Raw genomic sequence first — 23,214 nt, forward strand, 5'->3', positions numbered from 1 at the left:
CCGCGAGCCTGACACCAACCTGTCAGCCGCCGGGCGTCGGCAAATGCTTACCAGTGCGGGGGCTTCTGATCGGCAAGGGGGATCGTGCCGGTGCGTTCGGCCTCCGCCTCTGCGGCGCGTTCCATCAGCAGGGCGACGCGGCGGTTCAGAAGGTCGAGTTCCCGCGATTGGCGTGCCACGACCTCGGACAGGTCATCGACGATGCGGCGCAGATGGGCAAGCTCTTCCTCGGCCCTGTTCAATCTCTCGCTCATGCCTCTGTCCGCCTCCTTGCCGGTCTCGCGCAGGGGGGGTGTCCCCACCCCCTTATCGGGGTTTCCAGGTCCGCGCACCAGATCGCATCTCCGCGCGAAATCACTTGACCGGAACCGGCCTGATACCGAAGTCTGAAGCCCTTCCGGTAGCGTAGTCGGGTGGGGTCTTGGCGAATGCAGGGCGAGCCTTGCGAAAGCGGGTCGGGTCGTGGGCGCCAAGACCGTGCCATCTGGCGGTCCGTCCCGGTGTTCGGCGGGTTGGAAGACGAAGTCCAGGCCGACATCGAGGCGCGGGCGAACTGGCGCAACTGGCGCGCGCGAGAGATGGTGTTTGCCCGGGGCGACAAGGGCAATCACCTGTTTGTCGTTCTGGAAGGGCGGCTGAAGCTCTCGATCCTATCGCCCGCCGGGCGGGAGTTGCCGATCCGCGTCGCCGCGCCTGGTGACCTGGCGGGCGAGATCGCCTGTTTCGACGGCGGTCTGCGCAGCGCCGATGCAGTCGCGATGGAGCCGGTGCGCGCCGTGGTGCTGTCACGCGCGGATCTGCGCGCGATCGCGGCGCGCCATCCCAGCTTGCATGAGGCGATGATCGCCTACCTCGGGGCGTTGCTTCGCGGAACAAACGACAGGCCGGAGGCGCTGGCGCTGCGCAGCCTTCAGGAGCGGCGCGCCCGCTATATCCTTTTCGCGCCGGATACCCAGCACGCGAGCCCGACCGGGGCAGCGCCCCATCTCGCGCTGAACTTGACGCAGGCGACCTCAGCCTGTTCCTCGGCGCGAGCCGTCCGAGGGTCAACCGTCTACTTCCCGAGTTCCGCACGGCGTTGCGCGCGATGGCCGAGGCGCTGGAATGATCCTCTACCCGGGTGTTCCGACCCATGGGCGCAGATTGCCGGGCTGTAACCTGGGTAACAGCAGCGGCGGGACGAACCGCTCATCTTGACCTCATCGCGCGATGTGTATGCGACACGTCAGTATCGATGGAGATTCCCGATGATTGCGCTCAGCACCGCTGCTTGCCTGATCCTGCGCCTTGAGCGGAATCGTGCCCCTCTTGGCGCAGGATCTCAACGCCGATCAAGCGACCGCGAAGATCGCGTGGGGCAGGCCCGGCATCATCGTTCAGCCGGTGGGATGTTCGCGCACCGACGCCGCCGCGCTTGGCGGCATGCCGCCCGTCGCACGGTCGTTGGCGGAGATCACCATCGAGACGACCTCTGGCGAAATTGCGGTCCAGCGGCCGGCGAGAAGCTGGTGGAAGACCGAGATCAACCGCTCGGCGACGCGGGGTTGCAGGTCCGCCAGCGCATCCTGATCGCCCAGCAGGAAGAAGGCGCGCCGGTGATCCGAGGGGCAGGGACAGATGTCCAGATCGCGCAGCGCCCCGGGCGACTGGAACAGGCAGAATGCCGATGTGACGGCCCAGCCATATCCGGCCTGAACGAAGCGCAGCAGACTTTGGGTGGAATCGAAGCTGAAACGGGGTGGCTCCGTTGCCCCGAGTTCGGAGGCGATTGCCGCCGTTGTCGTTCCGAACTTCGAGTTGCGCCCGAAGGCGACCTGGGGCTTCTCGGTGGACAGGCGCTCGAACGGAAGGTCCGCCATCGCGCGCGGCCGGACCACAAGATAGGGGTCGTGGAAGAGTTCAAGGCGGTGGGCGCGGGTTTCGGGGTTGAACGGCGGGCAGTCGATGGCCAGATCGCAGCGCCGCGCCTGAAGGGATTCCTCGATCCAGGGCGAGATCCCCGAGCGCAGTTCCAGCGACCGGGCGAGCTTGCCCGCCGCGATCAGGAATTCCGCCCCCATGATACAGGACAGGCTGTCGGGCATCACGATGCGGAGCACGTCGGGCGGCGCCTGCCGCGACGCGCTGACCCGATCGAGCAGGGAGTCGAGCGCGGCGATCCTGTCCGGAAGCTCCCGCGCCAAGGTCTCGGCCGGCTGGGTCAGGCCAAGCGGTCGCGAGGAACGCAGCAGAAGCGGAACCCCGAGGAGCGATTCAAGCCGCTGGATGTGCTGTGTCACCGTCGGCTGCGAAAGGCCAAGCGCCTGGGCCGCAAGCGAGATGTTCCGCGTCTGCGCGACCGCCAGAAAGCTTCGCAGCAAGACCAGTTCAGCGGCGCCATCATTGCCCAACGCAATACCTCCGATCGGCAGATGCAATAGTATAGATAGATATGGATTCGTCTGCAAACCTCGCCATTTTGGCCGCGCACATCGGCTTTGGGGCAAATCATGAAAACACATGCGCAAGCGGTCGTCATCGGCGGCGGTCTGGTTGGCTGTTCGATCCTCTATCATCTCGCCAAGCTGGGCTGGACCGACGTCGTCCTGCTGGAGCGCGATGAGCTGACCTCGGGCTCGACCTGGCACGCGGCCGCGAACATCCACGGCCTGCATGACAACAACAACATCTCGAAGATCCAGTACTACACGATGAAGCTCTACAAGGAGCTTGAGGCCGAGACCGGACAGGGCTGCGGCGTGTTCCAGCCCGGGTCGCTCTACCTTGCGCAGACCGAGGCGCGCGAACACCAGCTGCGCCTTCAGGAAGCGAAGGCCCGCTATTTCAAGGCCGATTTCCACAACATCAGCCGCGACGAGGCCGAGCGGCTGCACCCGCTCGTCGATTTCGACGGCATCCGCTGCATCATGTACGAACCCGACGGCGGCAACGTGGACCCCTCTGGCGTGACGCAGGCCTATGCCGCCGGCGCCCGCAAGATGGGGGCGGAGATCCACCGCTTTACCCCCGTCACCGCCACCATCCAGCAACCCGACGGGAGCTGGATCGTCGAGACACCGAACGGCAATATCCATACCCAATGGGTGGTGAACGCCGCCGGCCTCTGGGGGCGCGAGGTGGCGCGCATGGCCGGGATCGAGCTTCCGCTGCAACCGACCGAACACCAGTATTTCGTCACCGAGACGATCGCGGAGATCGCGGCGCTGGGCCGTCGCCTGCCGTCGGTCGCCGACCGGGACGGCGAATACTACCTGCGCCAGGAGGGCAACGGCCTGCTGGTCGGCGCCTACGAGAAGGACATGCGTTTCTGGGCCGAGGACGGCACCCCGCAGGGCTTCGGGCATGAGCTTTTCGCCGACGACCTTGAGCGCATCGAGGAAAACATGATGCGCGCCATCGCGCGGGTTCCCGCCGTGGGTTCGGCCGGCATCAAGCGCGTCATCAACGGGCCGATGATCTGGTCGCCCGACAGCGCCGCCCTTTACGGCCCGGTGCCCGAACTCCGGAACTACTTCTGCTGCACCGGCATCATCCCCGGCTTCTCGCAGTCGGGCGGTCTGGGCCTGATGAGCGCGCAGTGGATCGTTCAGGGCGAGCCGCAGTACGACATGTTCGCCTGGGACCTTGCCCGCTTCGGCGACTGGGCCGACAAGGCCTTCACCAAGGCGCGCGTTCAGGATCAATACGCCAACCGCTTCAAGATCCACTTCCCCTATGAAGAGCGGGCGGCCGGGCGCCCGGTCCGCACCCGCCCCGCCTTCCAGATGCAGAAGGACCTGGGCGCGGTCTTCGGCCTCAACTACGGCTGGGAACATCCGCTGTGGTTCGCGCCGAAAGGCGTGGAGCCGAAAGAGACCTACGGCTTCACCCGCCAGCCCTGGTTCGACCATGTCGGGGCCGAGGTGAAGGCGCTGCGCAGCGGTGTCGGCGTCATCGACATCTCGAACTTCGCGAAATACGAGGTCAAGGGTGCGGGCGCGGGCGACTGGCTTGACCGGATCATCGCGAACCGGGTCCCGTCCGAGGTGGGGCGGTCCTGCCTGACGCCCCTGATCGGCAAGCGCGGCGGCATCGCGGGCGACTTCACGGTGACGAAGCTCGGCGAAGATCACTTCTTCATGGTCGGCTCAGGCATGGCCGAGCGCTATCACCAGCGCTACTTCTACGCGGTGCCGCGCCCGGAAACCGTCTCCTTCCGAAGCCTCACCGTCGATCTCTGCGGCGTCAATGTCGCGGGTCCGGAAGCACGCAGGCTGCTGTCGCGGCTGACGCAGGAAGACCTGTCGAACGCGGCCTTCCCCTTCATGCGGTCGCGCCGGATCACCATCGCGGGCGTCGAGGCGATCGCGATCCGTGTGTCCTTCACCGGCGACCTGGGCTGGGAGCTTTATGTCGCGGAGGCCGATCAGGTGAAGCTTTACGCCGCCCTCCTTGAGGCCGGGCGCGACCTTGGCGTCTGCCCGGTCGGCAGCCGCGCGCTGCTCTCGCTCCGGGTCGAGAAGGGCTATGGCTCCTGGGGCCGTGAGTATAGCCCCGAATACTGGCCGCAAGAGGTTGGCCTCGACCGCCTGATCAAGATGGACAAGCCCGACTTCCTCGGCAAGGACGCCTATGCCGCGCTGGCCGGACAGGCCCCGCGCGAGAAGCTGGTGATGATCGAGGTCGAAGCCGACATCGCCGACGCGACCGGCGGTGAGCCGATCTTCCTGCCCGACGGCACCCCGGTCGGCCGGGTCAGCTCCGGCGCCTACGGCTACTCGGTCGGCAAGTCGCTGGCGATCGGCTTCATCAAGACCGTGCATGCGCAAGCCGGAACCGAACTGTCGGTCGCGATCCTTGGCAGGGACCACCGGGGCGTGATCCTGGCCGAGCCCGCCTTCGACCCCACGGGGGAACGGCTGCGGGGTTGACGTCAGCCTGATCCGGGGTGCCCCCTTTGACCTGCGCGATAACCGGGAAAACGGCCACCTCGGCCGTTTTCTTGTTTTGCAGGCTTCATCTACCGTCCTGCTTGGCGAAGCCGCCTGCGGTTTCGCGCCACCGAAAGTCTGGCGGCGAATGGCTTCATGTCTCATCGGGTCGAGCAGGATGCGACCATCCGCAGAAGATCGAAACTCGCGCGGCATCAGCCGCGCGAGATCATATTTTTTCTTTCAATAATATGTGCTTGACCTCCTCTTGATCTCTGCCAGAGTGCGCGGCGGAGGGGCTTGTTAATCTCAATCTAGACAAGGATTAGAAATGAAATTTGCGACCGCAACTATTCTAGCTTTCACATTGCTATCGGGCTGCGTGGCAAACACCGCCACCGTCAGCGACTACAACGGCGCCAGTGTCAAGGTGCAGACAACGAACTTGGTTCCCGTGAAGGACCAGATTGAAGTGGCCAAGAAAGAGGCGGATCGCATCTGTGCTCTGGGCACCAGCAAGCGGGCTGAATATGCCTCGACACGGCAACTGCCGGACTACTCCGCCGAACACCTGTTCCTTTGCCTTTAGGCCGGCAATCGACATGGAGGTGCGACCAGGTCGCATCTCCATGCGCGTCGGGCCCGCTGCCTAGCGGGTGAACTTCTTGTATTTTACCCGCTTCGGTTCCACCGAATCCGGGCCAAGGCGGCGGATCTTGTCCTGTTCGTAGGCTTCGAAGTTGCCCTCGAACCATTCGACATGGGCCTCGCCCTCAAACGCCAGGATGTGCGTGCAGAGGCGGTCGAGGAAGAAGCGATCGTGCGAGATGATGACCGCGCAGCCCGCGAAGTCGTCGAGAGCGGCTTCGAGCGCCTGCAAGGTCTCCACGTCCAGGTCGTTTGTCGGTTCGTCGAGCAGCAGGACGTTGCCACCGGATTTCAGAAGCTTGGCCATGTGGACGCGGTTGCGCTCACCGCCTGAAAGCAGGCCAACCTTCTTCTGCTGGTCGCCGCCCTTGAAGTTGAAGGAGGAGCAGTAGGCGCGCGAGTTGACGGTCACGTCGCCCAGTTCGATCTGTTCGGCGCCGCCCGAGATCTCCTCCCACACCGTCTTGTTCGCATCGAGCGCGTCGCGCGACTGGTCGACGTAGGACAGTTTCACCGTGTCGCCATAGCTGACTTCGCCCGCGTCGGGCTGTTCCTGCCCGGTGAGCATCCGGAAGAGCGTGGTTTTCCCCGCGCCGTTCGGGCCAATGACGCCGACGATGCCGCCGGGGGGCAGCGCGAACGAGAGGTCCTCGATCAACTGCTTGTCGCCCATGTGCTTCTTCAGCCCCTCGACCTCGATCACCTTGCCGCCAAGGCGCGGGCCGTTGGGGATGACGATCTGGGCGGAGGTGATTTTTTCGCGTTCGGACTTCGATGCCATCTCTTCGTAGGCGTTGATACGCGCCTTCTGCTTGGCCTGGCGGGCCTTGGCGCCCGCGCGGATCCATTCGAGTTCCTTTTCCAGAACCTTCTGGCGGGCCTTGTCCTCGCGCGCTTCCTGCTCGAGTCGCTTGGCCTTCTGTTCGAGCCAGGCGGAATAGTTGCCCTCGTAGGGAATGCCCCGGCCCCGGTCGAGTTCGAGGATCCAGCCGGTGATGTCATCGAGGAAGTAGCGGTCGTGGGTGACGATCAGGATCGTGCCCTTGTATTCGATCAGGTGCTTTTGCAGCCAGGCGATGGTTTCGGCGTCCAGGTGGTTGGTCGGTTCGTCGAGCAGCAGCATGTCGGGTGCTTCCAGAAGCAGCTTGCAGAGCGCGACCCGGCGCTTCTCGCCGCCCGAAAGGCTGTCGACCTGCGCGTCGTCCGGCGGGCAGCGCAGCGCCTCCATCGCGATATCGACCTGGCTATCGAGATCCCAGAGGTTCTCTGCGTCGATCTCGTCCTGAAGCTGCGCCATCTCCTCGGCGGTTTCGTCCGAGTAGTTCATGGCCAGTTCGTTGTAGCGCTCCAGCTTGGCCTGCTTGGCCTTCACCCCTTCCATCACGTTGCCGCGCACGGTCAGGCTTTCGTCAAGCTGGGGTTCCTGGGGCAGGTAGCCGACGGTCGCGCCCTTGGCGGCCCAAGCCTCGCCGGTGAAATCCTTGTCGATGCCGGCCATGATGCGCAGAAGCGTCGATTTACCCGCGCCGTTGACGCCGACGACGCCGATCTTGACGCCCGGCAGGAAGTTCAGGCGGATGTTCTCGAAACACTTCTTGCCGCCGGGATAGGTCTTGGAAACGCCATCCATGTGATAGACGAACTGGTAAGATGCCATGAGAGTGCCTCGTCGCGCTGAAATCCGGGTCTGGGGCGTTCTATCCGGGCGAAGGGGGCGGCGCAACGGGGCTAAGTTGGCCCTTGTTTTGCCGCAGGGCGCCCTTTGCCCTACACTGGGTCCATCAGAGGGAGGGTATGGTGATGAAACTTGCCGTGGTGCAGGTTCCGCCGGTCTATCTCGACAAGGCCGCATCGCTTGAGCGGGCGGTGGAGCTTGTCGGGCAGGCTGCGGCTGAGGGCTGCCGGATGATCGTCTTCCCCGAGGTTTGGCTGCCGGGATATCCAAGCTATGTCTGGCGTCTGAAGCCGGGCGCGGGGATGTTGGCCACGGACACGCTCTTCGCGCGATCCCAGGCCAATTCGGTCGATCTGGAGCGCGATGACCTGGCGCCGCTGCGAGAGGCGGCGGCCGAACATGGCGTCGTGGTGGTGATGGGGCACCAGGAGGTCGACGGGCGCTTCAGCGGCAGCACGCTGTTCAACAGCGTGGCGATCATCGACGCGGATGGCCGCATCCTCAACAATCACCGCAAGCTGATGCCGACCAACCCCGAGCGCATGGTCTGGGGGTTTGGCGACGGCTCCACCCTCAATGTCGTGGAGACCGCGGTGGGCCGGGTCGGTGCCCTGATCTGCTGGGAAAACTACATGCCGCTCGCACGGTTCGCGCTTTATGCGCAGAACATCGACATCTACCTGGCCCCGACTTGGGACAGCGGCGACACCTGGCTGGCCACCATGCAGCACATCGCGCGTGAAGGCGGGTGCTGGGTCGTCGGTTGCGCCACCGCGCTGGAACTGTCGGATATTCCGGCCGACCTGCCGTTCCGCGAGGAGCTGTTCCAGGAGGCCGAGGGCTGGATCAATCCCGGGGATGCCGTGGTCTACCGGCCCTTCGGCGGATGTCTTGCGGGACCTATGCGGCGTGAAAAGGGGCTTCTGACCGCAGAGATCGATGTCGCGCAGGCGCGCGCCTCGCGCCGGAAGTTTGATGTCGCGGGCCATTATGCCCGGCCCGACGTGTTCACGCTTGAGGTCCATCGCGCGCGCCAGGTGCCGGTGCGCTTCGAAGGGTAGGCGCGCGGTGGGCAGCCCCCGCGCGCCAGCCGTTGGCTCGGCGCACAAGCATCTTGACCTCGGCACTGGCGGGCGACAGTAAGGTTGCGCGCAAATCGAGGCGGGGATGAGGGCCGGATTTCCAACAGCCGTTGCGGGCCAGACCATCGGCCTTCTGGGCGGGTCCTTCGACCCGGCCCATGCCGGTCATGCCCATATCACGCGCGAGGCGATCAAGCGCATTGGTCTTGACCGGGTCTGGTGGCTGGTCTCGCCGGGCAATCCGCTGAAGGCGCGCCAGCCGGCGCCGATGGCGGACCGGATCGCGCAGGCGCGGGCGGTGATGGACGATCCGCGCGTCGTCATCAGCGATCTCGAGGCGCGGCTTGGGACAAGGTTCACGGCCCAGACGCTGCGGCGGCTCAAGGCGCTCTATCCGGGGGTGCGCTTCGTCTGGCTGATGGGCGCGGATAACCTGGTGCAGTTCGACCGCTGGCAGGACTGGGAATGGATCATGCGCAACGTGCCCGTCGGGGTCTTTGCCCGACCGGGCGCGAGGCTTGCCGCGCGTGGCGCCCGCGCGGCCGAGGAATACGACCGCTTCCGCCTGCCCGGAGAGGCCGCGCGCCTGCTTCCCGGTCTTCATCCGCCGGTCTGGTGTTTTCTGGATGTGCCGATGGTCGATATCTCCTCCAGTGCGATCCGGGAGCGGGGCGATTGGCGGCAGGGGGCTTGAACGCGGGCGCGGGCGGGGGGATAGTGCGGGAAGGGTGGAACGGGCGCTAGGCCGGGGAGGGGCTGTGCGCATGGATCGCAGGCATTTCGTCGGACTGCTGGCCTCGGGTCTTGCGACCCGCGGATGGGCCGACGCGCCGCTGACGCAGATCCGTCCGGTCGCGCGGCCGGCGGTGGCCCGGCAGGGCACGCTGGTCGGGGACGCTTCCGATCTGATCACCAAGGCCAAGCTTGGCGGGCACAGTTCCTATGCGCTTCTGGACCTGAAATCGGGACAGGTGATCGAGGCGATCGACCCCGCCCGCCCCATGCCACCGGCAAGCACCGCGAAGGCCATCACCTCGCTTTACGCGCTGGAGCATCTGGGCGCGGGGTATCGCTTCACGACCCGGCTGATCGCGACGGGTCCGCTGAAGGACCGCGTAATCGCGGGCGACCTGGTTCTGGCGGGCGGGGGCGACCCGACGCTGACGACCGACCGGCTGGCAGAGATGGCCTATGCGCTGGCGAAGCTGGGCGTGCGCGGCATTCAGGGGCGGTTTCTGGTCTGGGGCGGGGCCCTGCCCTATGTGAGGGAGATCGACCCCGACCAGCCCGACTGGCTGGGCTATAACCCGGCGGTCGCGGGGCTCAACCTCAACTTCAACCGCGTGAATTTCACCTGGAAGCGCGAGGGGCAGGGCTATTCGGTCGGCATGAACGCCGAGGATCGCCGCTTCGTCCCGCCCGTGACGGTGGCGCGCGTCCGGCTGGCGGAGCGGGATCTGCCGGTCTACGCCTATGACGAAAAGGGTGGGTTCGAGGATTGGAGCGTGTCGCGCCAGGCGCTTGGCGGCGGCGGCAGCCGCTGGCTTCCGGTGCGTCACCCCGATCTTTACGCGGGCGACGTGTTCCGCGCTCTGGCCGCAGGGGCCGGCATGAAACTTCCCGCGCCCGAGCAGACTGCCACGGCCCCCAGGGGTACGGTTCTTGTGGAGAGCGGCAGCGACGATCTGACCGAGGTCCTGCGCCAGATGATGCGCTATTCCACGAACATGACGGCGGAGGCCGTCGGCATGTCGGCGTCCCTTCGGCGCGGGGTGGCGCAGCACGACGCCTCGGGTCGGGAGATGTCGGACTGGCTCGCGGATCGCTCCGGGGTGAAGGGCGCGCGGTTTGTCGATCACTCCGGTCTGGGCGGCGCCTCGCGCATCTCGGCCGAGGCGATGGCGGGCGCGCTGGCGCGTTTAGGGCCGGGCGCGCGGCTTGCTGCGCTGATGAAGGACGTCGGCGTCGAGCAGGACGGCCAGAAGCTGCCCGCGACGGTGAAGGCGAAGACCGGCACGCTGAACTTCGTGTCCGCCCTCACGGGCTATTTCACCGCCCCGAACGGGCGCGAACTGGTCTTCGCGATCCTGTCGGCCGACACCAAGCGGCGCGACGCGCTGAGCGAGGGCGAGCGCGAACGGCCCAAGGGCGGCAAGGCCTGGGTGAAGCGCGCGCGCGCGCTTCAGCACGAGCTGATCGCGCGCTGGTCCAAGGTGCATGGCGCCTGAGGTGTCAGAGCCCGTATCGCGCCGCCGTCAGGCCCTCGAAACTGATCTCGGGCTTGCGTCCGAGGACGAGGTCGGCCACCGCGCGGCCGGAGCCTGCGGCCATCGTCCAGCCCAGCGTGCCGTGGCCGGTGTTCAGAAACAGGTTCGGATAGCGCGTCGGGCCAAGGATCGGCGTCCCGTCGGGCGTCATCGGCCGGAGACCGGTCCAGCCCTCGGCCCGTTCCAGGTCGCCGCCATGGGGAAAAAGGTCGCCGATCACATGGCGCACCGTGGCCGTGGCATTGGGACCAAGCCGGTCTGAATAGCCCGCGATCTCGGCCGTGCCGGCCACGCGGATGCGGTCCCCCAGACGGGTGATCGCGACCTTGTGGGTTTCGTCCATGATCGTCGATTGCGGGGCACCCGCGTCATCGGTGACCGGGAGCGTGACGGAGTATCCCTTGACCGGGTAGACCGGCAGGCGCAGGTCGATCGGGTCCAGAAGCCGCGGCCCGAAGCTGCCGAGCGCGCAGACATAGGCGTCGCCCGTCACCAGGCCGAGCTTGTCGGTCTTGACGCCTTTCACCCGGTCGCCCTCGATCCGGATCATCTCGATCTTCTGGCCGTAGTGGAAGCGCGCGCCAAGCGCGGCCGCCTTTTCGGCCAGCGCCATGGTGAACATCCGGCAATCGCCGGTGCGGTCGGCGGTCAGGCGCAGGCCCCCCACGAATTTGTCACGGACGTGGGCGAGCGCCGGTTCGGCGGCGATGCAGCCGTCGGGGTCGAGAACTTCGAACGGGCTGTCGAACTCGGCCAGGATGTCCTGATCCGCCTTCGAGGCCTTCATCTGCTTCTCGGTACGGAAAAGCTGGAGCGTGCCCTGCGCGCGCCCGTCGTAGTCGATGCCCGTCTCGGCGATGAGGTCGGGCATCACGTCGCGTGAGTAGTTGGAGACGCGCACCATCCGCGACTTGTTGACCGCATAGGCGGCGTCGTTGCAGTTCATCAGCATCTGCGCGCCCCATTTCCACATGCGCGGGCTGATGAGCGGCCAGATGAAAAGCGGGCGGCGCTTCATGAAGAGCCACTTGAGCGCCTTCATCGGAACGCCGGGCGCGGCCCAGGGCGAGGTCATGCCATAGGACAGCTCGCCCGCGTTGGCGTAGCTGGTCTCAAGGCCCGGGCCCGGCTGGCGGTCCAACACGATGACCTCGGCCCCGGCCTTGGCAAGGAAATAGGCAGTGGTCACACCGATAACACCGGCGCCCATCACGACGATTTTCATGGCTTTGTCCTGTTCACGCGTTGCCCGCCGCTAGCATAGCACAACCATCGCGGCAATCGAGCGGATGCGCTGGACCTAGCGATCGGAGGTGGCTGGCCTGATCGCCGCTATCAGAGCGTCAGGTGCCGCGCCCGCGCACCGCGTTCGATCGCGGCGGCGTGCAGGCGGTCGATGTTCAACTCATGGCGCACTTCGGCCAGCAGGCGCAGTTCATCCTGCCCAAGCGAGCCATCTGCCGCCGCCACGTCGCAGGCCAGCGCATAGGCCGTCTCCCAAAGCCGCTCGGGCAGCGCATCGCGCACCATCGCAAAGAGCGTGTCGAGGCCGTCTTCCTCTTCCATCAGCTTGTAGACGGTCTGCGCGACCTCCTTGACCGCGTCGATGTCGTAGTCGGCGAAGATCGGAAGGTGGTTCACCTGGCGCTCGATGGCGACAAGTTCCGAGGTGCGGATGTTCTCGTCCGAGACCGAGACGGTGACCATGATCGCGACAAGCGCATCCTGGGGGGTGAAGGCGGGAAGGGTATGGGGCACTGTCCTGGTCCTTGTCTCGTTTGGCAGGCAAATTATTGACGATCCTGCCCCCGTTCAATAGGAGACGAGCCTTGCGGCACGACGGGTGCCGCCCTTTCGGATGGTGTGACCCATGTCTTCTCTACGCGATGCCGCGATGAACTCCAAAGCCTGGCCTTTCGAGGAAGCGCGCCGCGTTCTCAAACGTTATGAGAAAAAGGCACCGGAAAAGGGTTACGTTCTGTTCGAGACCGGCTATGGCCCCTCGGGCCTGCCACATATCGGCACCTTCGGCGAGGTGCAGCGCACGACAATGATCCGCCGCGCGTTCGAGATGATCTCGGACATCCCGACCAAGCTTATCTGCTTCTCGGATGACCTCGACGGGATGCGCAAGGTTCCCGAAAACGTGCCCGAGCAGGCAATGCTGAAGGAGAACCTTCAGCGTCCGCTGACCTCGGTCCCCGATCCGTTTGGGGAATACGAAAGCTTCGGGCATCACAACAACGCGATGTTGCGCCGGTTCCTCGACACCTTCGGGTTCGAGTACGAGTTCATCAGCGCGACCGATTTCTACAAATCGGGACGTTTCGACGAAATCCTGCTGCGCTGCTGTGAACGTTATGACGCGATCATGAAGATCATGCTGGCCTCCCTGCGGGAAGAGCGCCAGCAGACCTATTCCTGCTTCCTCCCGATCCACCCCGAAACGGGGCGCGTTCTTTACGTTCCGATGAAGAACGTCGATGCGGCGAAGGGCGAGATCACCTTCGATGACGAGGACGGGCGCGAATGGACGCTTCCGGTGACGGGCGGCAACGTCAAGCTCCAGTGGAAGCCCGACTTCGGCGCGCGCTGGGCGGCCCTTGGCGTCGATTTCGAAATGTATGGCAAGGATCATTCCACCAATACGCCGATCTATGACGGCATCTGCGAGGCGCTCGGCGCGAAGGCGCCGGAACACTTCACCTACGAGCTGTTCCTGGACGAACATGGCCAAAAGATCTCGAAGTCGAAGGGCAACGGGCTGACGATCGACGAATGGCTGACCTATGCCTCGACCGAGAGCCTAGGCTACTTCATGTACCAGAAGCCCAAGACGGCAAAGCGGCTCTGGTGGGACGTGATCCCGAAGGCCGTCGATGAATACCACCAGCAACTGCGCGCCTTCCCCGATCAGGACGAAGCGGCCAGGCTCGCCAACCCGGTCTGGCACATTCACAACGGCAACCCGCCGGCCTCCGACATGGTGGTGCCCTTCGCGATGCTTCTGAACCTTGCGAGCGTCGCGGGCGCCAAGGACAAGTCGGGGCTCTGGGGCTTCATCCAGCGCTACGCGCCCGAGGCGACGCCCGAGGCCAATCCGCAGCTCGACCAGGCCGCGGAATTCGCGGTGCGCTATTTCAACGCCTTCGTGGCGCCCTCGCGCAGCTTCCGGGTGCCAAGCGAGAAGGAGCGCGCGGCGATGGAGGACCTCGTGGCCCGGTTGAAGGTCTGGGACGGCGGCCTCGATGCCGAGGCGCTTCAGTCCATGGTCTTCGCCGTCGGCAAGGAGCACGGGTTCGAGCCGCTGCGCGACTGGTTCACCGCGCTTTACGAGGTGCTTCTGGGGGCCTCCCAAGGGCCGCGTTTCGGGGGGTTCATCGCGCTTTACGGTGTCGGTGAAACCGTTGCCCTGATCGAAAGGGCGCTGGCCGGAGAGATGGCGGGCTAGGCCCGCCAGAGCTTCCACCAGCCGCGCCAGCGGCGCGACAGCCCCTCGGCGGGCTCGCTGAAGAAACGCGCACCAAGGGTGCGGGCGTCGGAGAGCAGGCGCTCCTTCTCTTCCCGCGCGGCGGCGATGAAATCCTTGCCGCCGCCGGCACTTTCGCCTGCGCGTTCCAGGGCCTCGATCAGGAAGGCCAGGTCGCGCGCCTCGCCCAGGCGTTCGCCCAGGGCGTCGGCGGCGGCGACGTGATGGGCCGTCATTTCGGGCCAGATGGGCGTCAGCAGGCGGGCGTGATACCAGTGATCCTTCGTCCGCTTGCGCCATTGGTGCAGTGCCTCCCCTGTCGGGTCGGCTGCGGCCTGATGCATCGCGCGGCGCGCGGCGGTCCAGGTGCGTTCGAGTCCAGGCGCCAGCGCATCGAACCCGGAGCCCGCGATCTTCCAGCCACGCAGGCGCTCGGCGATCTCCTGCACCAGCCGCCCGTGTTCGGTCAGGGCGGCGGCTGCGGCATCTTCGGCCGGCGGCTCGTGCGGTGTCAGCGTCGCCTCGCGCAGCGCCGCGCGCGCATCGAGCGGCAGGTAGACACGCCGCGCGAGGGCATCGAAGGAGTCGCGCAGCGCATCGCGGTCCCTGAGATCCGCGACGACGCGCCCGGCCGTGCGCAGGGCGTCGTTCTCGCGCTCATACCCCTTGAAGTTCGGCCGTACGAGGCGGATCAGCGCGCGGGTCTTCTTGATGTTCTTGCGCAGCTCGCGCACGCGCTCGCCCTGCGGGCGCTCGGCCTCGGCGATCAGGGCAAGGGACGCCTCCAGGCGGTTGCGCGCAAGTTTGCGGACCGATTTGGCGATGGGCTGGTCCCGATCCGGGAAAGTGAATGGCATTTCGTACCTGTCGTGAATGTCGCCGAGTCATGCGGCGGTGACATCAGACAACAGTTCGATGACAGGGGCATGACAGCCAAGGTGTTGCCGCCCCCCGCGCTGCGGCGCACGGCCTGTTCACGCGCTGCTCAAAGCTCTGGGATAGCCGTTCCCCCGAGGGCCGATGGCCCTGCCACCCGGCATGAGCACCCAACCGCGCCCCGTCTTCGAGGGGGCGCAGTTCCCGTGATGGGACATCGGGCGCTTGCCGGGTGGCTGGCAATCACAAGGGGTTCACGGAATGAACAAGGCGATTACGGACGGGCTGGTGCTGATGCCGGCGGCTTTCGAAAGCGGGCTTGGCATGTGGTCGAGCGGCGACGGCACGCCGGGCTCGGCCACCTATGAGGGGGCCGCGAACGCGGCGCTGGTCACGGCGGATCAGGACTTCGGCAGCTGTCTGGAGATGATCAAGACCGAGGCCACGCAGAAGCTGCGCTACATGGGGGAAACGCCGATCCTGCCGGGCTGCTACCTGCGCGTCACCGCGCGGGTGAAGGCGATCAGCGGCAACCTGCCTTCGGTCCGTATCGCGGCCTGGGCCGGGGCTGCGGGCAACACGCATCTTGCGGGCGTGGTCGAAACCGGCCCTCTCGTCGCGCTGACCGCCTATGGCAAGGTCGAGACGGTGCAGGCGATCATCGGCACCGGGGCGCGGCAGGGCGTGGACATGGCCTGGGGCACTGCCGCGATCTATGCCCATGTCGGGCTCGATCTGAACGGGGCGCTTGGCGGGGTCGTGCGGATTGATGATATCGAGGTCGAGGATATTACCTCGGCCTTCCTGCGCGACCTGATCGACTGGGTGGATGTGCGCGACTACGGGGCGAAGGGCGACGGGGTGACCGATGACGCGGCGGCATTCGACGCGGCCGACGCCGCGGCCGCCGCGACGGGGCGGTCGCTTCTGGTGTCGTCCGGGACCTATTTCCTTAATGCCGACGTGACCCTTGAAGCGCCGGTGCGGTTCGAGGGGACGCTCACCATGCCCGTCAACCGGCGCCTCGCCATCACGCGCAACTATACGCTCGACGCCTATATCGACGCCTTCGGCGACGAGGAGGAGGGGTTCCGCAAGGCGTTCCAGGCGCTGATCAACTTTACCGACCATGATTCGCTCGACATGGGCGGGCGGCGCGTGAACGTCACCGCGCCGATCGACATGCAGGCCGCCGTCAACAACAAGACGACGTTCTATACCCGCCGGGTGATCCGCAACGGCCAGTTCGAGGTGGAAAGCGGGCCCGCCTGGGACCCGACGGTCGTGACCTCGATCGCGACCTATTCCGCCTCCAGCGACACGACGCTGACCGCGGTTGCAAACATCGCCAACATCCTGCCGGGGTCGCTGGTGGAGGGCAACGGCGTGGGGCGCGAGGTCTATGTCACCTCGGTCAACGTCGGGGCGGGGACGCTGCGGCTGAGCAAGCCGCTCCACGATGCGCTCGGGACCCAGACCTTCACCTTCACGCGGTTCAAGTACGTGCTCGATTTCTCGGGCTTCGCGGCGCTCGACAAGATGTCGCTGGCGGAGGTGGAGATCCAGTGCAACGCCGAGGCCAACGGCATCCTGCTGCCACCCGCGGGCAAGAACTTCCTGATCCGGGACTGCGCGATCAACCAGCCGAAGAACCGCGGCATCACCTCCCACGGGGACGGCTGCCAGGGGATGGAGATCGACCGCTGCCAGTTCCTGTCGGCGGAGGTGTCGCTGCCCGCCCCTGACCGCGTCTCGATCCTGTTCAACACCAACGGCAATGACGTGAAGGTTCGCGAATGCCGCGCGGTGCGGTTCCGCCACTTCGGGGTTCTGGGCGGGAACAACAATCTGATCATCGGCAACCACTTCTTCCAAGGGGACAACCAGTCCAATGGCGTGCGGCAGGCGGGCCTTGTCCTGGCCGGCAGCAACCTTTCCACGACACTGACCGGCAACTACATCGACAATTGCTTCCTTGAGATCACGAATGAGTACGAGGCCGATCCGGGCTTTGCCAACCAGTATTCGTTCGGCGGGCTGACGATCACCGGGAATACCTTCGTGGCCTCCGACGTAGCGGGCTGGTTCAGCTGGATCGTTTTCAAACCCTACGGTGCCGGGCATTTCATCGAGGGCCTGAACCTGACCGGGAACGCCTTCAAGGTCTTCAACGGCTCCATCGACCGGGTGGACAAGGTGGACACGACCTATGCCGCGCTCGACAATGCGCGGATGGTCAATATCCTGGTGCAGGGCAACACCTTCCGATCGGTCAACCAGCCGATCGCGAACCCGGTGACGATCGAGCATGTCCAGGCGACGGCGGCCACGACCTGGACCATCGACCCCTCGGCCTTCCTGCCGTTCGGGGGCTGGGCGCGCAATGTGGACTCGGTCGTCGCCGAGGGGATGATCACTGGCAACCTGGGCGAAAGGCGGTCCGACATGCCCTTCGTCAACGTCGAGCAGGGGGCCGCGAAGCAGCAGGTGACGCTGAACTGGGCGAACATCTCCAAGGGGCGGACCCATGTCCGGGTGCGCATGGACAACCCGCGCTGACCCGCTTCCCGTTTCAAGATTGACCAGACCCGGTCCGCGCCCCAGGGCGCGGACCTTTTGCTATCCGAGGTCCTCAGGCCCGAGGGCAAAGGCCTTGCCGAAGCCCGCGTTCAGCGCCGCGCGGGTAATGTCGAAGCGGACGAAGTGAAAGTCGGCGAAGTCGGCGTAAAGCCCGGACTTCGGATGATCGGCCAGCCAGCGGGCGCGGATCGTGTCATGTTCCGCGGTGCCGCGCCCCACGAACCGCGCGGCGACCGAGAGGGTCAGCCGCGGATGGGTCAGCGGATCACCGCGCGACCCGGGCTCGCCCACCAGCACCGACGCCCGAGGATCGGCAGAGAGCGCGCGCGTGTGGAGCGCCAGGTCAGAGACGAGCGTGACCGGCGCGCCATCGGGCGACAGGCCGAAGCCGATGCGGGTGACGTGGGGTGCGCCGGTATCGGGATGCAGGACCGCGAGCGCCGCAAAGCGCGCGTCGCGCAGAAGCGCCGCGGCCAGCGCCCGCGCCTCATCGTTCGTTTCGCGGATCGGAGAGGGTTTGTCGGTCATCGCCGCGACCTCGCTTCCTTTTCTGCACCGGGACCAAGCGACCTGCACGGGGCGCCAGCCTGCCGCGAATCACTGATTCGTTGAGATCGCTAACAGGGGCTGCGACCTTTGACGTGCTTTCAAGACCCCTCGGAGTCGGAAACTTCTCAAGATTCCGCGACCCGGCGGCAATCCGCCGAAATCCCTTCAATGCCGCAACAGGCATGCTTCGGGAAATCCAACGAGATTTTCGCGCGCAGTCAATAAATTTACAGAAACGCGTTACTGTTTGTGAAATAATTTACAGAAATATGCAATCAATAAAATGGGTTACGGAAAATCGAAGAATTGGTTTACAATGCCTCCTGACACACCGCGCCCGGCACCGAGCGAGCGGCGAGGCGGGGTGTCCCTGTAGGTGAACGCTAAGCGAAGGAGCATACGATGGCGGGTAAAGATCAGGGTACGGCCGAGGCGGCTTCAAAGCATCCCATCCCGCCCGGCTTCGAGAATGCACTGGTCTCGCCGGAAGCCTACAAGGAAATGTACGCAGCCTCGATGGCCGACCCCGACGCGTTCTGGGGTGAGCAGGGCAAGCGGATCGACTGGATCAAGCCCTACACCAAGGTGAAGAACACCAACTTCAACTTCGGCGAAGTGTCGATCAAGTGGTTCGAGGATGGCGAACTGAACGTCGCCGCCAACTGCATCGACCGCCATCTGGCGACCCGCGGCGATCAGGTCGCGATCATCTGGGAACCCGATGGGCCCGAGACGCCCGCGAAGCACATCACCTACCGTGAATTGCACGACAAGGTGTGCCGCATGGCCAACGTCCTGAAAGATCAGGGCATCCAGCGCGGCGATCGCGTCGTGATCTACCTGCCGATGATCCCCGAGGCCGCCTACGCGATGCTGGCCTGTGCGCGGATCGGCGCCATCCACTCCATCGTCTTCGCGGGCTTCTCGCCCGACGCGCTCGCCAACCGGATCAACGACAGCGAAGCCAAGGCGGTCATCACGGCCGACACCGCCCCGCGCGGCGGCCGGCGCACACCGCTGAAGGCCAACGCGGATGCCGCGCTGTTGCACTGCAAGGACTCGGTGCGTTGCCTGGTCGTCAAGCACACCGGCGACCAGACCACCTGGACCGAAGGCCGCGACATCGACGTGCTGGCCCTCATGGGGGCCGCCTCCGCCGATTGCCCCGCAGAGGCCATGAACGCCGAGGACCCGCTGTTCATCCTCTACACCTCCGGCTCGACCGGCAAGCCGAAGGGCGTCGTTCATAGCTCGGGCGGCTACCTCGTCTATGCCTCGATGACCCAGCAGATGACCTTCGACTACAAGGACGGCGACATCTTCTGGTGCACGGCGGACGTGGGCTGGGTCACGGGGCACAGCTATATCGTCTACGGCCCGCTGGCGAACGGCGCCACGACCGTCATGTTCGAGGGCGTGCCGACCTATCCGGACGCGGGCCGCTTCTGGGCCGTCTGCGAAAAGCACAAGGTCAACCAGTTCTACACCGCCCCGACCGCGATCCGCGCGCTGATGGGCCAGGGACCGGAGTGGGTCGAGAAGTACGATCTGTCCTCGCTGCGCGTGCTGGGGTCGGTCGGCGAGCCGATCAACCCGGAAGCCTGGGTCTGGTATGACAAGCATGTCGGCAAGGGCCGCTGCCCGATCGTCGATACCTTTTGGCAGACCGAGACGGGTGGTCACATGATCACCTCGCTGCCCGGCGCGATCGAGACGAAGCCGGGCGCGGCGACGCTGCCCTTCTTCGGGGTGAAGCCCGTGGTCCTGACCGCAGAGGGCGGACAGGTTGTCGAAGGCAACGGCGTCGATGGCGTGCTGTGCATCGGCGACAGCTGGCCGGGCCAGATGCGCACCGTCTGGGGCGATCACCAGCGCTTCCAGGAAACCTACTTCCAGCAGTACAAGGGCTACTACTTCACCGGTGACGGTTGCCGCCGGGACGAGGACGGCTACTACTGGATCACCGGCCGCGTCGATGACGTCATCAACGTCTCGGGCCACCGTATGGGCACCGCCGAGGTCGAAAGCGCGCTTGTCGCCCATGCCAAGGTCGCGGAGGCCGCTGTCGTAGGCTACCCGCACGAGATCAAGGGCCAGGGCATCTACGCCTATGTCACGCTGATGAACGGGGTTGAGCCGACCGAGGACCTGCGCAAGGAACTGGTCAAGTGGGTGCGCACCGAGATCGGGCCGATCGCCTCGCCGGATCTCATCCAATGGGCGCCGGGCCTGCCCAAGACCCGTTCGGGCAAGATCATGCGCCGCATCCTGCGCAAGATCGCCGAGAACGACTTCGGCGCGCTGGGCGATACCTCGACGCTGGCTGATCCGTCCGTCGTCGACGATCTGATCGACAACCGCATGAATCGGGGCTGAGGGCATGGGCGCTTCGAACGCACCCGCCGTCGTGATCCTTCTTGGGCCGCCGGGCGCCGGGAAGGGCACGCAAGCCCGCATGCTGGAAGAGAAATTCGGCCTCGTCCAGCTGTCCACCGGGGACCTGCTGCGCGCGGCCGTCGCAGCGGGCACGCCCGCGGGTCTCGCCGCCAAGGCGGTGATGGAGGCCGGCGGCCTTGTCAGCGACGAGATCGTGCTGGCGATCCTCAAGGACCGCATGGCCGAGCCCGACACATCCCGTGGCGTCATCCTCGACGGGTTCCCGCGCACGGCGGGCCAGGCCGAGTCGCTCGACCGCCTGCTGGCCGAGGCCGGGGGCCGCGTCACCGCCGCCATCAGCCTGGAGGTCGATGACGCGGCGATGGTGGGCCGGGTTTCCGGCCGCTACACCTGCGCCGATTGCGGCGAAGGGTATCACGACGAATTCAAGCAGCCCGCCAATGCCGGCGCTTGTGACAAATGCGGCGGCACGGCGTTCAAGCGCCGCGCCGACGACAATGCCGAGACGGTGCGTGCGCGGCTTGAAGCCTACCACGCCCAGACGGCGCCGCTGATCGCGCATTACGGGGCGATGGGTGTCCTTGAGACGATCGACGCGATGGGTTCCATCGAGGCGATCGCCGAGGGGCTAGGGACCATCGTCGGGCGCGTTTCGGCCTAGGGGAGGCCGGCTCCCCGCGAGGGGGGGCCGGAAATGAACGAGGGAGTTCAGGGAGTAACAACATGGCGGATAAATCTTCATCCAACGCCTATTGGGCCGCCAATATCCGGCTGATCAGGATCCTCCTGGTCGTCTGGGCCTTGGTGTCGTTCGGCTTCGGGATCCTGCTGCGCCCGATGCTGTCGGGTATCGCAGTCGGTGGGACCGATCTCGGGTTCTGGTTTGCCCAGCAGGGCTCCATCCTCGTGTTTCTGGTGCTGATCTTCGTTTATGCCGCGCGCATGAACAAGCTCGACCGTGAACACGGCGTGGAAGAATAAGGGAGAGCGGGGATAATGGATCAGTATACCCTTAACTTGCTGGTGGTCGGCGCGACCTTCGCGCTCTACATCGGCATCGCCATCTGGGCCCGCGCGGGCTCGACGAGCGAATTCTACGCCGCCGGACGCGGCGTTCACCCGGTGATGAACGGCATGGCGACCGGCGCGGACTGGATGTCGGCGGCTTCCTTCATCTCGATGGCCGGCCTCATCGCCTTCGGCGGCTACGACACTTCCGCCTACCTGATGGGCTGGACCGGCGGCTATGTGCTGCTTGCCCTGCTTCTTGCGCCATACCTGCGCAAGTTCGGCAAGTTCACCGTGCCGGAGTTCATCGGCGACCGCTTCTATTCGCCGACCGCGCGCCTCGTGGCCGTGATCTGCCTCATCACCGCGTCGCTGACCTATGTTATCGGCCAGATGACCGGCGTCGGCGTTGCGTTCTCGCGCTTCCTCGAAGTGTCGAACGCCACCGGCCTCTACATCGGCGCGGCCATCGTGTTCATGTACGCGGTTCTTGGCGGGATGAAGGGCATCACCTACACGCAGGTTGCCCAGTACGTCGTGCTGATCATCGCCTACACGATCCCGGCCGTGTTCATCTCGCTCCAGCTGACCGGTAACCCGATCCCGGGTCTGGGTCTGTTCTCCAACGACGCCGCCACGGGCCAGCCGCTCCTGTCGACGCTCGAAGGGCTCGTGACCGAGCTTGGCTTCAAGTCCTACCTGACGCAGTCCGACACCACGTTGAACATGTTCCTCTTCACGGTGTCGCTGATGATCGGGACCGCGGGTCTGCCCCACGTCATCGTGCGCTTCTTCACGGTGCCGAAGGTTGCCGACGCGCGTTCCTCGGCGGGCTGGGCACTGGTGTTCATCGCGCTTCTTTACCTGACCGCCCCGGCCGTCGCCGCGATGGCGCGCCTGAACCTGATCAACACCTTCTACCCGAACGGTGTGGGCGAAGCGACGCTGTCGCTCGCCGAGATCGAGGCTGGCGCTGACGCCCAGGGCAAGGACATCACCTGGGTGAACAACTGGGCCAAGACCGGTCTTCTGAAGTTCGAGGACAAGAACGGCGATGGCATGATCCAGTACGTCGGCGACAAGGAAGCCAACGAACTGACCGTGAACAACGACATCATGGTTCTGGCCAACCCGGAAATCGCGCATCTGCCGGGCTGGGTAATCGCGCTCGTCGCCGCCGGTGGTCTTGCCGCCGCGCTCTCGACGGCGGCCGGTCTCTTGATGGCGATCTCGTCCGCGGTGTCGCACGACCTGATCAAGGGTCAGATCAACCCGAACATCTCGGAAAAGAGCGAGCTGCTTGCGGCGCGTATCTCGATGGGTGTGGCGATCGCGGTCGCGACCTACCTTGGCCTCAACCCGCCGGGCTTCGCCGCCCAGACGGTTGCGCTGGCCTTCGGTCTGGCTGCCGCCTCGATCTTCCCGGCGCTGATGATGGGCATTTTCTCGAAGCGCATCAACAACGCCGGCGCGGTGGCCGGGATGCTGGCGGGCCTCCTTGTGACGGTTGTCTACATCTTCCTTCACAAGGGCTGGTTCTTCATCCCCGAGACCAACAGCTTCACCGACGCGAACCCGCTGCTGCTGTCGATCAAGTCGACCTCGTTCGGCTCGGTTGGCGCGCTCATCAACTTCGCGGTGGCCTACGTCGTCTCGGGCGCCACGAAGGAGCCGCCGGTCGAGATCCAGGACCTCGTGGAATCGATCCGCGTCCCGAAGGGCGCTGGCGCGGCCACGCACCACTGATCGATCT

General features: G+C 65.5%; 18 protein-coding genes and 1 pseudogene. 12 read left to right on the plus strand and 7 right to left on the minus strand.

The window, feature by feature from the left end:
• Positions 1–47: 47 nt before the first annotated feature.
• Positions 48–254: a SlyX family protein gene (locus OE647_RS15700; protein ID WP_263722705.1), complete on the minus strand. Its 207-nt coding sequence runs from the start codon at positions 252–254 to the stop codon at positions 48–50.
• Positions 255–512: 258 nt separating this feature from the next.
• On the opposite strand from OE647_RS15700, the gene OE647_RS15705 reads away from it, so the two are divergent.
• Positions 513–1,157: a Crp/Fnr family transcriptional regulator gene (locus OE647_RS15705; RefSeq protein WP_263722706.1), complete on the plus strand. Its 645-nt coding sequence runs from the start codon at positions 513–515 to the stop codon at positions 1,155–1,157.
• 219 nt (positions 1,158–1,376) lie between these two features.
• Here the strand turns inward: OE647_RS15705 and OE647_RS15710 are convergent, their stop codons facing one another.
• Positions 1,377–2,390, minus strand: coding sequence for a LysR family transcriptional regulator (locus tag OE647_RS15710; RefSeq protein WP_263722707.1), 1,014 nt, complete (start codon positions 2,388–2,390; stop codon positions 1,377–1,379).
• Between the two features lie 99 nt (positions 2,391–2,489).
• Between OE647_RS15710 and OE647_RS15715 the strand changes: the two genes are divergently transcribed.
• Together OE647_RS15715 and OE647_RS15720 are read left to right on the plus strand one after the other, a co-directional pair.
• Complete coding sequence (locus tag OE647_RS15715; RefSeq protein ID WP_263722708.1) at positions 2,490–4,910, plus strand: GcvT family protein; 2,421 nt, start codon at positions 2,490–2,492, stop codon at positions 4,908–4,910.
• A gap of 331 nt (positions 4,911–5,241) precedes the next feature.
• On the plus strand, positions 5,242–5,499 hold the full coding sequence (locus tag OE647_RS15720; protein ID WP_263722709.1) for a hypothetical protein: 258 nt from the start codon (positions 5,242–5,244) through the stop codon (positions 5,497–5,499).
• 60 nt (positions 5,500–5,559) lie between these two features.
• On the opposite strand, the gene ettA is transcribed toward OE647_RS15720, so the two are convergent.
• Positions 5,560–7,215, minus strand: a complete 1,656-nt coding sequence (gene ettA, locus OE647_RS15725; RefSeq protein WP_263722710.1) for an energy-dependent translational throttle protein EttA — start codon at positions 7,213–7,215, stop codon at positions 5,560–5,562.
• A gap of 143 nt (positions 7,216–7,358) precedes the next feature.
• On the opposite strand from ettA, the gene OE647_RS15730 reads away from it, so the two are divergent.
• The 3 genes from OE647_RS15730 (at position 7,359) to OE647_RS15740 (ending at position 10,543) form a co-directional block, all read left to right on the plus strand.
• Complete coding sequence (locus tag OE647_RS15730) at positions 7,359–8,294, plus strand: carbon-nitrogen hydrolase family protein (protein WP_263722711.1); 936 nt, start codon at positions 7,359–7,361, stop codon at positions 8,292–8,294.
• A 106-nt stretch (positions 8,295–8,400) separates the two neighbouring features.
• A complete protein-coding gene (locus OE647_RS15735; protein WP_263722712.1) occupies positions 8,401–9,009 on the plus strand; it encodes a nicotinate-nucleotide adenylyltransferase in 609 nt (202 codons plus the stop codon).
• 70 nt (positions 9,010–9,079) lie between these two features.
• Entirely contained in the window at positions 9,080–10,543 is a 1,464-nt protein-coding gene (locus OE647_RS15740) for a D-alanyl-D-alanine carboxypeptidase/D-alanyl-D-alanine-endopeptidase (protein ID WP_263722713.1), read from the plus strand.
• A gap of 4 nt (positions 10,544–10,547) precedes the next feature.
• Here OE647_RS15740 and OE647_RS15745 read toward each other — a convergent pair.
• Positions 10,548–11,816 (minus strand): annotated as a pseudogene (locus tag OE647_RS15745) (D-amino acid dehydrogenase); the annotation flags it as partial.
• Between the two features lie 101 nt (positions 11,817–11,917).
• Positions 11,918–12,340: a tellurite resistance TerB family protein gene (locus OE647_RS15750; RefSeq protein ID WP_263722715.1), complete on the minus strand. Its 423-nt coding sequence runs from the start codon at positions 12,338–12,340 to the stop codon at positions 11,918–11,920.
• A 112-nt stretch (positions 12,341–12,452) separates the two neighbouring features.
• On the opposite strand from OE647_RS15750, the gene OE647_RS15755 reads away from it, so the two are divergent.
• Positions 12,453–14,033: a lysine--tRNA ligase gene (locus OE647_RS15755; RefSeq protein ID WP_263722716.1), complete on the plus strand. Its 1,581-nt coding sequence runs from the start codon at positions 12,453–12,455 to the stop codon at positions 14,031–14,033.
• On the opposite strand, the gene OE647_RS15760 is transcribed toward OE647_RS15755, so the two are convergent.
• Entirely contained in the window at positions 14,030–14,908 is an 879-nt protein-coding gene (locus OE647_RS15760) for a CHAD domain-containing protein (protein ID WP_263722717.1), read from the minus strand. The two genes, OE647_RS15755 and OE647_RS15760, sit on opposite strands and share 4 nt — an antisense overlap.
• A gap of 280 nt (positions 14,909–15,188) precedes the next feature.
• Between OE647_RS15760 and OE647_RS15765 the strand changes: the two genes are divergently transcribed.
• Positions 15,189–17,486: a right-handed parallel beta-helix repeat-containing protein gene (locus OE647_RS15765; RefSeq protein ID WP_263722718.1), complete on the plus strand. Its 2,298-nt coding sequence runs from the start codon at positions 15,189–15,191 to the stop codon at positions 17,484–17,486.
• 60 nt (positions 17,487–17,546) lie between these two features.
• On the opposite strand, the gene OE647_RS15770 is transcribed toward OE647_RS15765, so the two are convergent.
• Positions 17,547–18,035, minus strand: a complete 489-nt coding sequence (locus OE647_RS15770) for a HugZ family pyridoxamine 5'-phosphate oxidase (RefSeq protein WP_263722719.1) — start codon at positions 18,033–18,035, stop codon at positions 17,547–17,549.
• A 423-nt stretch (positions 18,036–18,458) separates the two neighbouring features.
• On the opposite strand from OE647_RS15770, the gene acs reads away from it, so the two are divergent.
• The 4 genes from acs (at position 18,459) to OE647_RS15790 (ending at position 23,207) form a co-directional block, all read left to right on the plus strand.
• Positions 18,459–20,432 carry an acetate--CoA ligase gene (gene acs / locus OE647_RS15775; protein ID WP_263722720.1) on the plus strand — a complete coding sequence of 658 codons (1,974 nt, stop codon included), beginning with the start codon at positions 18,459–18,461 and terminating at the stop codon, positions 20,430–20,432.
• 4 nt (positions 20,433–20,436) lie between these two features.
• Positions 20,437–21,114, plus strand: coding sequence for an adenylate kinase (locus OE647_RS15780; RefSeq protein ID WP_263722721.1), 678 nt, complete (start codon positions 20,437–20,439; stop codon positions 21,112–21,114).
• Positions 21,115–21,176: 62 nt separating this feature from the next.
• On the plus strand, positions 21,177–21,434 hold the full coding sequence (locus tag OE647_RS15785; protein ID WP_263722722.1) for a DUF4212 domain-containing protein: 258 nt from the start codon (positions 21,177–21,179) through the stop codon (positions 21,432–21,434).
• A gap of 15 nt (positions 21,435–21,449) precedes the next feature.
• The gene (locus OE647_RS15790) at positions 21,450–23,207 is read left to right on the plus strand and encodes a sodium:solute symporter family protein (RefSeq protein WP_263722723.1); all 1,758 of its coding nucleotides are present in this window, start codon (positions 21,450–21,452) and stop codon (positions 23,205–23,207) included.
• Positions 23,208–23,214: the final 7 nt, after the last annotated feature.

This window comes from Albidovulum sediminicola (genome assembly GCF_025751575.1).
In the GTDB taxonomy this organism is placed as follows: Bacteria; Pseudomonadota; Alphaproteobacteria; order Rhodobacterales; family Rhodobacteraceae; genus Albidovulum; species Albidovulum sediminicola.

Excerpts from the sequence above, each read along its gene's own strand:
- OE647_RS15700 (WP_263722705.1), bottom strand. The coding sequence starts at position 254 with ATGAGCGAGAGATTGAACAGGGCCGAGGAAGAGCTTGCCCATCTGCGC.
- OE647_RS15715 (WP_263722708.1), top strand. The coding sequence starts at position 2,490 with ATGAAAACACATGCGCAAGCGGTCGTCATCGGCGGCGGTCTGGTTGGC.
- OE647_RS15720 (WP_263722709.1), top strand. The coding sequence starts at position 5,242 with ATGAAATTTGCGACCGCAACTATTCTAGCTTTCACATTGCTATCGGGC.
- ettA (WP_263722710.1), bottom strand. The coding sequence starts at position 7,215 with ATGGCATCTTACCAGTTCGTCTATCACATGGATGGCGTTTCCAAGACC.
- OE647_RS15730 (WP_263722711.1), top strand. The coding sequence starts at position 7,359 with ATGAAACTTGCCGTGGTGCAGGTTCCGCCGGTCTATCTCGACAAGGCC.
- OE647_RS15735 (WP_263722712.1), top strand. The coding sequence starts at position 8,401 with ATGAGGGCCGGATTTCCAACAGCCGTTGCGGGCCAGACCATCGGCCTT.
- OE647_RS15740 (WP_263722713.1), top strand. The coding sequence starts at position 9,080 with ATGGATCGCAGGCATTTCGTCGGACTGCTGGCCTCGGGTCTTGCGACC.
- OE647_RS15755 (WP_263722716.1), top strand. The coding sequence starts at position 12,453 with ATGTCTTCTCTACGCGATGCCGCGATGAACTCCAAAGCCTGGCCTTTC.
- OE647_RS15760 (WP_263722717.1), bottom strand. The coding sequence starts at position 14,908 with ATGCCATTCACTTTCCCGGATCGGGACCAGCCCATCGCCAAATCGGTC.
- OE647_RS15765 (WP_263722718.1), top strand. The coding sequence starts at position 15,189 with ATGAACAAGGCGATTACGGACGGGCTGGTGCTGATGCCGGCGGCTTTC.
- OE647_RS15770 (WP_263722719.1), bottom strand. The coding sequence starts at position 18,035 with ATGACCGACAAACCCTCTCCGATCCGCGAAACGAACGATGAGGCGCGG.
- acs (WP_263722720.1), top strand. The coding sequence starts at position 18,459 with ATGGCGGGTAAAGATCAGGGTACGGCCGAGGCGGCTTCAAAGCATCCC.
- OE647_RS15780 (WP_263722721.1), top strand. The coding sequence starts at position 20,437 with ATGGGCGCTTCGAACGCACCCGCCGTCGTGATCCTTCTTGGGCCGCCG.
- OE647_RS15785 (WP_263722722.1), top strand. The coding sequence starts at position 21,177 with ATGGCGGATAAATCTTCATCCAACGCCTATTGGGCCGCCAATATCCGG.
- OE647_RS15790 (WP_263722723.1), top strand. The coding sequence starts at position 21,450 with ATGGATCAGTATACCCTTAACTTGCTGGTGGTCGGCGCGACCTTCGCG.